A 13973-nucleotide genomic window follows, 5' to 3' on the forward strand; every position below is an offset into this window, starting at 1 on the left:
TTGAGTAATAAATAACTGTGACAAAATTTGTTGCAGCTTAAAAGTATATTATATGAGGTGAAAGAACGAATGAAACGTATCGGTATTTTAACCAGTGGGGGAGACGCCCCAGGAATGAACGCTGCAATTCGTGCAGTCGTACGTAAAGGAATTTTTGACGGAATCGAAGTTTATGGGATCAACTACGGTTTTGCAGGCTTGGTGGCAGGAGATATTCGCCGTTTGGACATTGCTGATGTTGGCGATAAAATCCAACGCGGGGGGACATTCTTATATTCTGCCCGTTATCCTGAATTTGCAACAGAAGAAGGACAATTAAAAGGCATCGAGCAATTGAAAAAATTCGGTATTGAAGGTTTAGTCGTTATCGGTGGTGACGGTTCTTATCATGGCGCAATGGCTTTGACAAAACGTGGATTTCCAGCAGTAGGTATTCCTGGGACAATTGATAATGATATTCCGGGAACGGATTTTACGATTGGTTTTGACACTGCTATCAATACAGTTTTAGAATCAATTGACCGTATTCGTGACACGGCAACTTCACATGTACGTACATTCGTTATTGAAGTAATGGGACGTGGGGCTGGTGACATCGCTCTTTGGTCAGGTGTGGCCGGCGGAGCAGATGAAATCATCATTCCAGAGCATGACTTTGATATGAATAATGTGGCACAACGCATTAGAGAAGGTCGTGACCGTGGGAAGAAACATTGCTTAATCATCTTAGCTGAAGGCGTTATGGGCGGTAATGAATTTGCTGATATGCTTTCTCAACATGGTGATTTCCATACTCGCGTATCTATTTTAGGACACGTTGTTCGTGGTGGCTCACCTAGTGCTCGTGACCGTGTATTAGCAAGTAAATTTGGTTCATATGCTGTCGAATTATTAAAGGCCGGAAAAGGAGGTCAATGTATCGGTATGCTTGATAACAAAGTTGTCTCAGCAGATATTGTAGATACATTGGAAAACCACAAACATAAACCGGACCTATCACTTTACGATTTAAATCAAGAGATTTCTTTTTAAAAAATAAGCAATATAAAGTATCCTTGAGGAAAATAAATAAACTTAATAAATGTATAACAAAAATGGAATAGGAGCGTTTGGTAATGAAAAAAACGAAAATCGTATGTACGATCGGACCAGCCAGTGAAACAGTTGATATGCTAGTAAACTTAATGAATGCAGGAATGAATGTTTGCCGTTTGAACTTCTCACATGGTGACTTTGAAGAGCATGGCAACCGTATCAAAAATATTCGTGAAGCTGCAAAAATTACAGGGAAACGTGTTGCAATCTTACTTGACACAAAAGGACCTGAAATTCGTACGAACGAAATGGAAAATGGTGCAATCACTTTGAAAACTGGTGAAACAGTGCGCCTTTCTATGGAAGAAGTTTTAGGAACAAACGAAAAATTCTCAATTACTTACCCAGAATTAATTAACGATGTAAACGTTGGTTCTCATATTCTTTTAGATGATGGATTGATTGATTTAGAAGTAACTGATATTGATCGTAATGCAAATGAAATCGTTACTGAAATCAAAAACGAAGGCGTATTAAAAAATAAAAAAGGCGTAAACGTTCCTGGTGTTTCTGTAAAACTTCCTGGAATCACTGATAAAGATGCTGCCGATATCCGTTTTGGTATCGAACAAGGCGTTGACTTTATCGCTGCAAGTTTCGTTCGTCGTGCAACTGACGTTTTAGAAATTACTAAAATTTTAGAAGAACAAGACGCAACACACATCCAAATCATTCCCAAAATCGAAAACCAAGAAGGTATCGATAATATCGACGAAATCCTAAAAGTTTCTGATGGTTTAATGGTTGCTCGTGGAGACATGGGTGTTGAAATTCCAACTGAAGATGTTCCTGTTGTTCAAAAAGAATTGATCAAAAAATGTAACGCTTTAGGTAAACCAGTTATCACTGCAACTCAAATGTTAGATTCTATGCAACGTAACCCGCGTCCAACTCGTGCGGAAGCAAACGATGTTGCCAATGCAATCTATGACGGAACAGATGCAGTAATGCTTTCTGGTGAAACTGCTGCTGGGGATTACCCACTAGAAGCTGTTCAAACAATGGCTCGCATCGCTGTTCGTACAGAAGAAGCGTTGATTAATCAAGATTCATTTGCTTTAAAACTTTACAGCAAAACAGATATGACAGAAGCTATTGGTCAATCAGTTGGACATACTGCCCGTAACTTGGGAATCCAAACAATCGTTGCAGCAACTGAATCAGGTCACACAGCTCGTATGATTTCTAAATATCGTCCGAAAGCTCATATCGTTGCTATTACATTCTCAGAACAAAAAGCACGCAGCTTATCATTATCTTGGGGTGTTTCTGCAACAGTTGCTGAAAAACCATCAAGTACTGATGAAATGTTTAACTTAGCGACACATGTTTCTCAAGAAGAAGGTTATGCAAGTGAAGGTGATTTAATCATTATCACTGCTGGCGTACCTGTCGGTGAAAAAGGAACGACAAACCTAATGAAAATCCAAATGATTGGATCAAAATTAGTTCAAGGACAAGGAATTGGCGAAGCTTCAGTTATTGCTAAGGCAGTTGTTGCTAAAACTGCTGAAGAAGCGGTTGCTAATGCAACAGAAGGAGCTATTCTAGTTGTTAAGACAACAGATAAAGATTACATGCCTGCAATCGATAAAGCAATTGCTTTGGTTGTTGAAGAAGGCGGCTTAACTTCTCATGCAGCAGTTGTTGCAATTGCTAAAGATATTCCAGTAATCGTTGGTGCGGCTGATGCGACAAACTTAATCGCAAATGACGAATTGATTACAGTTGACCCTCGTCGTGGTATTGTTTACCGTGGCGCAACAACAGCAATCTAAATCATTAGCTAAAACCTTTTAAGAGAGGGAACGAATCATTTAATATGATTCGTTTCCTCTCTTTTTTGTTGATTTTGAAAAAAATTCTATTGATTGTGAATAATTTTACAAAAGAGCTTTTAAAACGATTTCATACATGGTATAATTTAATTGTTACGATAATAAAAAAATACAGGAGTGATAATATGAAAGCAGCTGTTGTAAGTAAAGAAAATAATGGAAAAGTAGAAATTAAGGAATTAGACATTAGACCGCTTGAAGCTGGTGAAGCTTTGGTGGATGTAGAATATTGTGGAGTTTGTCATACTGATTTACATGTAGCACATGGCGACTTTGGTGAAGTACCGGGACGAGTAATTGGTCATGAAGGTATTGGTATTGTGAAAGAAATTGCACCTGGTGTAGAAAGTCTAAAAGTCGGAGACCGTGTAAGTATCGCTTGGTTTTTTGAGGGTTGCGGGACTTGTGAGTATTGTATTACAGGCCGTGAAACATTCTGTCGCCAAGTAAAAAATGCAGGTTTTTCTGTTGATGGTGCAATGGCGGAACAATGTATCGTTAAAGCTGATTATGCTGTTAAAGTTCCAGAAGGACTAGATCCAGCTCAAGCAAGTAGTATTTCATGCGCAGGTGTTACTTGTTATAAAGCAATCAAAGTTTCTGGTGTAAAACCTGGTGAATGGGTAGCGATTTATGGTATCGGTGGATTAGGGAACCTAGCTATTCAATATGCTAAAAATGTTTTCAATGCGAAAGTAATTGCGATTGATATCAATGACGATAAATTAACATTTGCCAAAGAATTAGGTGCTGATTTAGTATGTAATCCATTAACAGATGGTGATGCAGGTGAATGGATTCAAGAAAAAGTTGGCGGTGCTCATGCAGCAGTCGTTACAGCAGTTTCAAAAGTCGCATTTAATCAAGCAGTGAATTCGGTTAGAGCTGCAGGTAAAGTAGTTGCAGTAGGACTTCCGCCAGAAACAATGGACTTAGAAATCGTCAAAACAGTTTTAGATGGTATTCAAATCGTCGGTTCTTTAGTAGGAACACGTAAAGATCTAGAAGAAGCTTTCCAATTTGGTGCAGAAGGAAAAGTTGTACCAGTTGTAGAAACACGCTGTTTACATGAAGTTAATGATATCTTTGAAGAAATGGAACAAGGCAAAATCAAAGGTAGAATGGTTGTAGATTTAAAAAAATAAATCTAATATGAGTTGAAACATCGAATATAACAACTATGACCCTCAAAAGCTAGATTTATAATTCTAACTCTTGAGGGTATTTTTGTATAAAGAAAATAGTTTTTTTATTTAAGTTATTAATCCTTATTTATATAAAATATATAAAAAATTTTTTGAGAGAAAATAATTTGTTTTTTTTACTTATTTCTTGATACTTTAATAGCTTCTTAAAATGTATTCTGTTACTATTAGTAATATCATTTGTAAGAAAAATTTCTGACCATGACATGCTATTAGGATGTGTAGTTAGATAAGCAAAAAATATTGAAAATAGTCTAGGAGGAATAGCAATGAAAGAAAGTGCAAAAGCGGGTATTTCATTTGGTTGTGCATTGGCACTAGTTATTTCGTATGTAAATTGGCATAGTATACTTTGGGCAATATTTCACGGAGCATTAAGCTGGTTTTATGTTGTTTATTATGTAATTTTTTATGGATGGAATTAAAAATGAAAACAAATGGAAATATAACTGCTGGTTTTTTGTTAAGAGAGAATTGTTTTATTCTCAAGACAAACTGTAATAAAGATGAAATTTTTTTATTCAAGTTTATCCAAAATTAAAAAAATTTTAACAGATTTTTTTCAGAAAAATTCTGTTAATAGTCGGTCAAATTATGCTATAATTACATAATTAAGATGGGAGGTAGAGTGCAAATGGAATCCATTTCAAAAGATTTTGCCATTGAGCTGTTAATCGATGATGCACAAAGAATAATGATGCTGATTCGCAATCAAAAAAATAGCCTATGTATTTCCCAATGTAAAGCTTTTGAGGAAGTCGTAGATACGCAAATGTATGGTTTTTCTCGCCAAGTAACTTATGCTATTCGTCTAGGTATTTTAAGTTCAACACAAGGACATCAATTACTAAGTGATTTAGAAAAAGAACTAAATCAATTATATAGTGACGTTTATGAGGAAACTCAAGAAAAAAAAGAAATGGGCAAGGAGGTTTAAACTTTGCCAGGAAAGATAAAGAAGAGGCATCTATTAGATTATAGTATTTTAATTCCATACCTAGTTCTTAGTGCAGTGGGGTTAATCATGGTATACAGTTCAACATCCTCATTGTTAGTTTCAAAGGGACTACCGCCAACAAGTATGGTTATCTCTCAATTACAATTTTGGGTGTTAAGTTTAGTGGCAATGTTTTTCATTTATAAGATGAAAACAACTGTGTTTCAAAATAAAGGTTTTATTATGATTGCAATCACGATAATATCTGTTTTACTAATGGCTGTTAAATTTACACCATTAGGTAGAACGATCAATGGTGCTTCTGGTTGGTTATATTTGGGAGCCTTTTCGATGCAGCCGGCCGAATATCTGAAAATTATGGTCATTTGGTATTTAGCGTTTATTTTAGGTCGCAGACAGAAATACATTGATAAAGAATTTAAGAAAGCAGTATTTAGACCAATGCTTTTGGTTGGTTTTTTAATTTTTCTAGTTGCAATTCAACCCGATTTAGGAAATGCAGCTATATTAACACTAATTGTGATTATTATGTTGTTAGCAAGCGGCGTAAACTATATGTATACGTATCTGGTTGGTGGTGCTGGGATTTTCGGCAGTATAGTTGTCATTCAGGCTTTGATTTTAAGTAAAGGAAGTTTTATTCCTGAAAGATATCAATATGTATATCAACGTTTTGCCATTTTCTTAAACCCATTTAAAGATGAACGAAATGCTGGTCATCAGTTAGCAAATTCATATTATGCAATTAACAATGGTGGTTGGTTTGGAAAAGGCTTGGGTAATAGTATTCAGAAAAAAGGCTTCTTACCAGAAGCACATTCAGATTTTATTTTTGCCATTACAATTGAAGAGTTAGGTCTGTTAGTCTCATTGATTATTTTAGCACTTTTGATGTTTATGATTGCTCGTATTATTCTAGTTGGAGTACGCTCTAAAAAACCGTTCAATTCATTGATGTGTGTTGGTATTGGTTCAATGTTATTGTTGCAGGTTTTTATTAATCTAGGCGGAATTACTGGTGTTATTCCTTTAACCGGAATAACTTTCCCTTTTCTCAGTCATGGAGGAAACAGCGTGCTGATTATTTCGATTGCAGTAGCATTCGTTTTAAATATTAGTGCAGATGAAAAAAAACAAAAAATAGATCAAGAATATCGATTACTTGGTAATCAATAAATACAAATGAAGGTAAATCAACGGCAAGACAGAAGCCGCTCCTTGTTGTTTCGGAGTTAAATATTTTTTTGTCAGCCTCAATAAACGGGTAGGAGTGAAAGAATGAAAAAAGTTTTAGTAGCAAATCGTGGAGAAATCGCAATTCGAATTTTTAGAGCCTGTACAGAGATGCACATCGGGACAGTGGCAATCTATGCGGCAGAAGATGAATATTCTGTTCATCGTTTTAAAGCTGATGAAGCTTATTTAGTTGGTAAAGGAAAAAAACCAATTGAAGCCTACCTTGATATGGAGGATATTATTCGTATCGCAAAAAAATCTGGTGCAGATGCAATCCATCCAGGTTACGGGTTTCTATCAGAAAATTTAGAGTTTGCTCGTCGTTGTGAGGAAGAAGGTCTTATTTTTGTTGGTCCGTCCTTACATCACTTAGATATTTTTGGAGATAAGATTAAGGCGAAAGAGGCGGCTGTTGCTGCAGGAATTGCATCAATACCTGGTTCTGATGGCCCAGTTGATACTGTAGAAGGTGTCTTGGAGTTTGGCCGTACACATGGTTTCCCTATCATGATTAAAGCAGCACTTGGCGGCGGCGGTCGCGGAATGCGTGTGGCTCATGATGAAAAAGAAGCAAAAGAAGGTTATATGCGGGCAAAAAGTGAAGCAAAAGCAGCTTTTGGTTCTGATGAAGTTTATGTAGAAAAATATATTTCTAATCCTAAGCATATTGAAGTGCAAATACTAGGAGATAAACATGGAAATGTAGTTCATTTATTTGAACGGGATTGTTCAGTTCAACGTCGCCATCAAAAAGTGGTAGAAGTTGCCCCATGTGTGTCAATGAACGAAGCAAAACGTAAAGAAATTTGTGACGCTGCAGTGCAATTGATGAAACATGTTGACTATATTAATGCTGGAACGGTTGAATTCTTAGTTGAAGGGGATCATTTTTACTTTATCGAAGTAAATCCTCGTGTTCAAGTAGAGCATACGATTACTGAAATGATTACTGATATTGATATTGTTGTTTCTCAGTTGCAAATTGCTCAAGGTTTGGATCTACATAAAGATATGAAGATTCCGAATCAAGAAGAAATTACCTTAAATGGTGCAGCTATTCAATGTCGTATCACTACAGAAGATCCGTTGAATCACTTTATGCCAGATACCGGTAAGATTGATACGTATCGTTCACCAGGCGGTTTTGGTGTTCGTCTTGATGTTGGAAATGCCTATTCTAGTGCGGTTGTTACACCTTACTTTGATTCGCTTTTAGTAAAAGTTTGTACACATGGATTTACGTTTGAAAAAGCAATCCAAAAAATGGAGCGTTCTTTAAGAGAATTTAGAATCCGTGGTGTCAAAACAAACATTCCATTTTTACACAAAGTTATCGGTCATCCTGAATTTCAGTCAGGTGAAGCAAAAACTACATTTATTGATAGTACTCCGCAATTATTTGAATTCCCTAAATTAAGAGACCGTGGAAACAAAACAATGAAATATATTGGTGAAGTAACGGTCAATGGTTTTCCAGGAATTGAAAAAGCAACCAAAAAATATTTTGATGCCCCACGCATTCCTACTGATTTAGAGTTACGTAGTGATTATGTGACAGCAAAAAATATTTTAGAAACAGATGGTGCAAAAGGGGTAATCGATTGGATTAAAAAACAAGAGAATGTATTACTGACGGATACAACGTTCCGTGATGCACATCAAAGTTTATTGGCAACTCGTGTAAGAACACAAGATTTTAAAGAAATTGCACGTTTGACAGGAGAAGGTCTTCCTGAGTTGTTCTCAAGTGAAATGTGGGGCGGTGCAACTTTTGATGTTGCTTATCGCTTCTTGAATGAAGATCCGTGGCAAAGACTACGTAAGATCCGTAAATTGATGCCTAATACATTGTTGCAGATGTTATTTAGAGGATCAAATGCTGTCGGCTACCAAAATTATTCTGATAATGTCATTGAAGAATTCATTAAAGAGTCAGCAAAACAAGGGATTGATGTATTCCGTATTTTTGACAGTTTAAATTGGTTGCCGCAAATGGAAAAAAGCATTCAAGCTGTTAGAGATACTGGGAAAATTGCTGAGGCTGCCATTTGTTATACAGGGGATATCAATGATCCTTCTAGAGCAAAATACAATGTTGAGTATTACAAAAATATGGCAAAAGAACTTGAAAAAATGGGTGCACATATTATTGCAATCAAAGATATGGCCGGTTTATTAAAACCTCAAGCAGCCTATCGTTTAATTAGTGAATTGAAAGATACAACTGATTTACCAATTCATTTGCATACTCATGATACTAGCGGCAACGGTATTATCACTTATTCAGCAGCAACAAAAGCTGGCGTGGATATTGTTGATGTGGCAACTAGTGCGATGAGTGGTGCAACTAGCCAACCAAGTATGAGTAGTTTATATTATGCTTTAGTAAATGGAGATCGTACGCCAGATGTGAATATCGATAATACCCAAAAAATTAACCATTATTGGGAAGATGTCCGCATGTATTATAAACCGTTCGAGAATGGTTTGAATGCGCCGCAAACAGAAGTATACATGCATGAAATGCCTGGTGGTCAGTATTCTAATCTACAACAACAAGCCAAAGCTGTTGGGCTAGGTCATAAATGGGATGATATCAAAAAAATGTACCATACAGTCAATTTGATGTTTGGGGATATTGTCAAAGTAACTCCTTCTTCAAAAGTTGTAGGAGATATGGCATTATTTATGGTTCAAAATAATCTAACGGAAGAAGATATCTATGCAAATGGTGAAGAGTTAAGTTTCCCAGAGTCAGTAGTGACATTTTTCCAAGGTGATTTAGGTCAGCCTGTTGGCGGATTCCCTAAAGACCTACAAAGAATTATTTTGAAAGGACGACCTGCGTTTACTGAAAGACCAGGAAGCTTGGCAGCACCTGTAAAATTTGATAAAGTAAAAGCAGAATTAGCCGAAAAAATCGGTTATGAACCAAAAATGGAAGAGGTATTGAGTTACTTGATGTATCCTCAAGTATTCTTGGATTATCGTACATCTTACCAAAATTTTGGAGATGTCACACTATTAGACACACCAACTTTCTTCCAAGGAATTCGTCAAGGTGAATCTGTAGAAGTTCAAATTGAAAAAGGGAAGACATTAATCATTCGTCTAGATGAAATTGGTGATCCTGATATCGAAGGAAACAGAGTACTGTTCTTTAACTTAAACGGTCAACGTCGTGAGATAGTTATAAAAGATACATCTATTAAATCTTCTATTCAAGCTAAACGAAAAGCAGAACCAACAAATAAAGAGCAAATTGGTGCTACAATGTCCGGCTCTGTACTCCAAGTTTTAGTAAACAAGGGAGACAAAGTGAAAAAAGGTGATGCTCTACTTGTAACGGAAGCCATGAAAATGGAAACGACAATAGAAGCACGCTTTGACGGTATCGTAGAACATATTTATGTTCTTGAGGGTGAAGCAATCAGTTCAGGTGATTTATTAATAGAAGTAAAAGAAAATTAAAAGAAAAGTGGGGGAAAAGATGAGACGATTTTTAGTTTTTGTAGGTATTTTCTTTGTAGTCCTAACAATCGGCTATTTACAGCCTGTCTTTTTCCCTGCTGAAAAAATACACCAAAAAGCAGATATTGGGGGGCATGATGCCTCCCATACTGCATTACCTTACGAAGAAATTTCAACTTCAGGATATGCTGATTACATAGGAAAAAAAACAGATGACTTTGTCGCTAATTTTGGAGAACCCATTGAAAAGCAAAAAACAGGTATGGGATATGAACTGTGGATATTCGGTGAAAAAGATGCTGAATATCTGGAAATGAATGTTATAGATGAAAAAATCACAGTGATTAAGGCTTTTAATAATTCAAAAGAAACAGCGCCTTTTTCTATTGGGATGACATTATCAGAGGTGTCAGAGTTGATGACTATTTATTCAAATTTCGCATTTACATATAAAGAAGAAAACTATAACATTGAATTAATAGAAGAGGATATGAATTATCGTCCTTTGGTCGCTTTTGATAATAAAACTTTTGCTATTTTGTTTTTTAATCACGGAAATGGTAAATTGGCGGCTGTGACTTATTTGGATAAAGAATCTTTACTAACGTTAATGCCCTATCAGTTGTTAGAGGGTGAAGCAGTACCAATATTGCCAACAACTCAAGTAACTGGGTTCGATGCTGTAAAGAGTAACCAAGTCATTAGAATAATTAATTTATTGAAGCTTAAAGAAGATTTACCGACGTATCATGTGAATACTGAAAGCCAAAAAAATGGTCAAAAACTTTTTGACACGTTGTCTAAAAACACGAAAAATATTCTTTCGCTAGAACGAGCTGAAAATTGGCAATTTAGTAAAGAGCAAATCACGGCGACTAATACGTTTACTTTGACAAATGATGAGTATCAAAAACTGTTGAAAATCGGACAATTGGATCAAAAGAAGGCAACAGGAATATTTACAGAGCCAGTCTATGACCCGTCGTTTACTGTACTGTCATGGTTTTCTGATTCATTATATCATTCTCGTTTTGCACATCGAGAAAAAGAAAACATTGGCGTTGCTTTCTCTAAAGCAAGTATGTTAGTCTTATTACAAGAAACAGAAAAAGAAATAACTCAAACAGAGGAAAGTGAATAAGTATGATAGTAACAGAAAAACTTTTTGAAATAGAAGATCAGACAGAAAAACTTGTTCAAACAATTTTGACAAGTAAGAGTATTGAATCTTACAAAATAAATCGCCAAAAAATGTATGAGTCAAAAGACGTTCGAGACAAGCAAAAGGCTTTTTTAAACGCCAAGGACTCTTTTGAACGAATTGAGGCATATGGAAATCATGCACCAGATTTTCGTACGAAGCAAAGAGCTCTACGTCAGGCCAAAAGAGCGTTAGATATGAGTGAGGAAGTAGCCGAATTTCGTTTTTCTGAAACGGGTGTTCAAACAATCTTGGATTTGGTTGGTATGGCAGTAGCTAAAACAATTTCAGATGATATTAAAGTAGATGCTGGAAATCCTTTCTTTGAAAAAGGAAAACATTCGGGTTGTGGAGGTAATTGTCATGCAAGTTAGTGAAGAAAAGGAATTTACAATTCAAAAACGTCGTTGTTTAGTTGTTTGGGTCTATAGTCTAAAACAACTCAAAACATTAAAACGTTATGGCTTGATTCACTATGTATCTCGTCGAATGAAATATGTTGTGATTTATATGAATGAAGAAGATATTGAACCTTCAGAAGCTAAGATTAATGGGTTGCATTTTGTTCGTAAAGTAGAACGTTCTTATCGTCCTGATGTAGAAATGAATTTTGCAGAAAAAATTGGAACAAAAAATGCGTACCAATATGAGGAAGAAGAAGGATTTGAAGTTGAAGAATTAAATACCCAAATCCGTTTAGCTGAAAACGTGTAAAAATTGAGATGAAAAATGTGAACGAACTTCAAACATTTTTCATCTTTTTTCTGTATATTTGTTATACTATTATAAGATATCAAAGGACAAAGTAGAGGAGTGATAAGAGATGAGGGTTATTTCTGGAGAATATGGAGGGCGCCGTTTAAAAGCATTAGATGGTGATAATACCCGTCCTACAACTGATAAGGTGAAAGAATCGATTTTCAATATGATTGGTCCGTATTTTGATAGTGGAACAGCTTTAGATTTATATGCGGGCAGTGGTGGTCTTGCTATTGAAGCAGTATCTAGAGGAATGAATAAGGGAATTTGTATTGAGAAAAATTTTGCTGCTATTAAAGTTATCAAAGAAAATATTGAAGTAACAAAAGAACCTGAAAAGTTCATCATAAAAAAAATGGATGCTAATAAAGCATTAGAGCTTCTAAAAGATGATGGAACAAAGATTGATTTAGTTTTGCTAGACCCGCCTTACGCCAAGCAGGAAATCGAAAAACAAATCAATCAAATGCTGACATACGACTTATTAAGTGAAGACGTCACCATTGTTTGTGAGACAGATAAATCTGTAAAATTACCCGAAACGATCGGTAAGTTGGTAAAATTTCGGGAAACAACGTATGGTATTACTCAAATAACGATTTATAAATAGGAGGAAAAAAATGACTAAAATTGCTCTTTTTCCTGGCAGCTTTGATCCATTGACAAATGGTCACTTAGATTTAATCCAGCGCAGTGCAAAACTGTTTGATAAAGTTATTATTGGTGTTTTTGTGAACACAAATAAGACAGCATTGTTTACATTAGAAGAAAAACTTTCACTGATAAAAACGGTAGTAAAGGATCTGGACAACGTTGAAGTAATTGTTCAAGAAACAAAACTGACCGTTGAAGTCGCTGACCAATTAGGTGCAGGTTTTTTGATTCGCGGTATAAGAAATGTGAAGGACTATGAATATGAAAAAGACATTGCTACGATGAATCATCATTTAGCTCCTGAATTAGAAACAGTTTTTCTAATGGCGGATGAATCCTATAGTCATGTTAGTTCAAGTTTATTAAAAGAAGTGCTGAAATTTGGCGGTGATGTTTCCGCTTATTTACCAAAAGCTATTTGTGAAGCATTAAATCAAAAGAATCGTGAGATGAAATCAAATGAATAATAATCATGAAGAAAAAGTATCTATTAAATCGCTCCTGCCGTTTGCTGCAATTATTTTATTAATCATAGTATTGATTTTTCCCATTCCTTATTATATTGAAGGACCAGGTACAACAGAGAATTTGAAAGAATTCGTTACCGTAGATAATAAAAAAGATTCGGAACCAGGTGCTTTTTACCTAACAACTGTTGGTGTGCGTAAAGCGACTTTAGGTTCAGCAGTGAAAGCAAAATTCTCTGAATTTGAAGAATTAGTTAGCAAAAAAGACTTAATGGGTTCAAGTACAAATAGTGAATATGAACGGATACAACAATATTATATGGATTCTTCAAAAAATGCTGCAATAGAACAAGCACTAAAACTGGCTAAAATTCCTTATGAAATGACATTTAAAGGAGTTTACGTTTTAGCTATTGAAGATAATTCTAGCTTTAAAGGGAAAATATCTGTTGGTGATACTGTAACAGGCATTGATGGAAAGACCTTTAAAAGCAGCCAAGAATTTGTTGATTATGTGAAAAAACAAAAAGTAGGTCAAGAGGTTACGGTTAGCTATTTACAAGATAACAAATCAAAAGAAGCGACTGGAAAATTAATTGAACTACCGACAGATAAAAAACCAGGTATCGGCATTGGGCTAACTGATCATACAGAGATTGATTCATCTATCCCAGTTGAAATTGATGCTGGAGACATCGGTGGACCCTCAGCAGGCTTGATGTTTACCTTGGAGACTTATGAGCAGTTGACTCAAAAAGGAATTCGTAAGGGGCATAAAATTGCCGGTACAGGAACAATCAATAGTGATGGCATTGTTGGGCGAATTGGCGGAATTGATAAAAAAGTGGTGACTGCCAGCAAAAATAATACAGAAATATTTTTTGCGCCAGACGATGAAATCACAAAAGAAATGAAAAAAGCTGAACCAGGAATTAAAACAAATTACGAAGAAGCGAAAGCCGCTGCTGAAAAAATCGGTACAAAAATGAAAATCGTTCCGGTAAAAAATGTACAGGATGCGTTGAAATATCTAGAGAGATTGAAAGAAAAATAAGAAAAAAGAAAACCAAACATGTTGTTGTTTGGTTT

Annotated in this window: 13 protein-coding genes; all 13 read left to right on the forward strand. The window is 35.6% G+C overall.

Annotation, left to right across the window (positions count from 1 at the left end):
- Positions 1–69: 69 nt before the first annotated feature.
- The 13 genes from pfkA (at position 70) to AC4BB2_RS05930 (ending at position 13938) form a co-directional block, all read left to right on the forward strand.
- Complete coding sequence (pfkA, locus tag AC4BB2_RS05870; protein ID WP_490474494.1) at positions 70–1032, forward strand: 6-phosphofructokinase; 963 nt, start codon at positions 70–72, stop codon at positions 1030–1032.
- An 83-nt stretch (positions 1033–1115) separates the two neighbouring features.
- Positions 1116–2873: a pyruvate kinase gene (gene pyk, locus AC4BB2_RS05875; protein WP_490474495.1), complete on the forward strand. Its 1758-nt coding sequence runs from the start codon at positions 1116–1118 to the stop codon at positions 2871–2873.
- Positions 2874–3058: 185 nt separating this feature from the next.
- Positions 3059–4078 (forward strand): alcohol dehydrogenase AdhP, encoded by a 1020-nt coding sequence (gene adhP, locus AC4BB2_RS05880; protein WP_490474496.1) that lies wholly within the window; start codon positions 3059–3061, stop codon positions 4076–4078.
- A 329-nt stretch (positions 4079–4407) separates the two neighbouring features.
- Positions 4408–4563 carry a hypothetical protein gene (locus AC4BB2_RS05885; protein ID WP_490474497.1) on the forward strand — a complete coding sequence of 52 codons (156 nt, stop codon included), beginning with the start codon at positions 4408–4410 and terminating at the stop codon, positions 4561–4563.
- Positions 4564–4772: 209 nt separating this feature from the next.
- A complete protein-coding gene (locus AC4BB2_RS05890) occupies positions 4773–5075 on the forward strand; it encodes an Fpa/YlaN family protein (protein ID WP_490474498.1) in 303 nt (100 codons plus the stop codon).
- Positions 5076–5078: 3 nt separating this feature from the next.
- Positions 5079–6272 carry an FtsW/RodA/SpoVE family cell cycle protein gene (locus AC4BB2_RS05895; protein WP_490474499.1) on the forward strand — a complete coding sequence of 398 codons (1194 nt, stop codon included), beginning with the start codon at positions 5079–5081 and terminating at the stop codon, positions 6270–6272.
- A gap of 102 nt (positions 6273–6374) precedes the next feature.
- On the forward strand, positions 6375–9803 hold the full coding sequence (locus tag AC4BB2_RS05900) for a pyruvate carboxylase (protein ID WP_490474500.1): 3429 nt from the start codon (positions 6375–6377) through the stop codon (positions 9801–9803).
- Between the two features lie 19 nt (positions 9804–9822).
- Positions 9823–10944, forward strand: a complete 1122-nt coding sequence (locus AC4BB2_RS05905; RefSeq protein WP_490474501.1) for a CAP-associated domain-containing protein — start codon at positions 9823–9825, stop codon at positions 10942–10944.
- Positions 10945–10946: 2 nt separating this feature from the next.
- Positions 10947–11378, forward strand: coding sequence for a YlbF family regulator (locus tag AC4BB2_RS05910; RefSeq protein WP_490474502.1), 432 nt, complete (start codon positions 10947–10949; stop codon positions 11376–11378).
- Complete coding sequence (locus AC4BB2_RS05915) at positions 11368–11718, forward strand: YlbG family protein (protein WP_490474503.1); 351 nt, start codon at positions 11368–11370, stop codon at positions 11716–11718. Before AC4BB2_RS05910 ends, AC4BB2_RS05915 begins: the two co-directional genes overlap by 11 nt.
- A gap of 109 nt (positions 11719–11827) precedes the next feature.
- Positions 11828–12373, forward strand: a complete 546-nt coding sequence (rsmD, locus tag AC4BB2_RS05920; protein WP_490474504.1) for a 16S rRNA (guanine(966)-N(2))-methyltransferase RsmD — start codon at positions 11828–11830, stop codon at positions 12371–12373.
- A 10-nt stretch (positions 12374–12383) separates the two neighbouring features.
- A complete protein-coding gene (gene coaD / locus AC4BB2_RS05925; protein WP_490474505.1) occupies positions 12384–12884 on the forward strand; it encodes a pantetheine-phosphate adenylyltransferase in 501 nt (166 codons plus the stop codon).
- Entirely contained in the window at positions 12877–13938 is a 1062-nt protein-coding gene (locus tag AC4BB2_RS05930) for a SepM family pheromone-processing serine protease (protein WP_490474506.1), read from the forward strand. Before coaD ends, AC4BB2_RS05930 begins: the two co-directional genes overlap by 8 nt.
- The last annotated feature ends 35 nt before the right edge of the window (positions 13939–13973 follow it).

The organism is Enterococcus sp. AAFC-DPL-5146, from assembly GCF_058216635.1.

Excerpts from the sequence above, each read along its gene's own strand:
- pfkA (WP_490474494.1), top strand. The coding sequence starts at position 70 with ATGAAACGTATCGGTATTTTAACCAGTGGGGGAGACGCCCCAGGAATG.
- pyk (WP_490474495.1), top strand. The coding sequence starts at position 1,116 with ATGAAAAAAACGAAAATCGTATGTACGATCGGACCAGCCAGTGAAACA.
- adhP (WP_490474496.1), top strand. The coding sequence starts at position 3,059 with ATGAAAGCAGCTGTTGTAAGTAAAGAAAATAATGGAAAAGTAGAAATT.
- AC4BB2_RS05885 (WP_490474497.1), top strand. The coding sequence starts at position 4,408 with ATGAAAGAAAGTGCAAAAGCGGGTATTTCATTTGGTTGTGCATTGGCA.
- AC4BB2_RS05890 (WP_490474498.1), top strand. The coding sequence starts at position 4,773 with ATGGAATCCATTTCAAAAGATTTTGCCATTGAGCTGTTAATCGATGAT.
- AC4BB2_RS05900 (WP_490474500.1), top strand. The coding sequence starts at position 6,375 with ATGAAAAAAGTTTTAGTAGCAAATCGTGGAGAAATCGCAATTCGAATT.
- AC4BB2_RS05905 (WP_490474501.1), top strand. The coding sequence starts at position 9,823 with ATGAGACGATTTTTAGTTTTTGTAGGTATTTTCTTTGTAGTCCTAACA.
- AC4BB2_RS05910 (WP_490474502.1), top strand. The coding sequence starts at position 10,947 with ATGATAGTAACAGAAAAACTTTTTGAAATAGAAGATCAGACAGAAAAA.
- AC4BB2_RS05915 (WP_490474503.1), top strand. The coding sequence starts at position 11,368 with ATGCAAGTTAGTGAAGAAAAGGAATTTACAATTCAAAAACGTCGTTGT.
- rsmD (WP_490474504.1), top strand. The coding sequence starts at position 11,828 with ATGAGGGTTATTTCTGGAGAATATGGAGGGCGCCGTTTAAAAGCATTA.
- coaD (WP_490474505.1), top strand. The coding sequence starts at position 12,384 with ATGACTAAAATTGCTCTTTTTCCTGGCAGCTTTGATCCATTGACAAAT.
- AC4BB2_RS05930 (WP_490474506.1), top strand. The coding sequence starts at position 12,877 with ATGAATAATAATCATGAAGAAAAAGTATCTATTAAATCGCTCCTGCCG.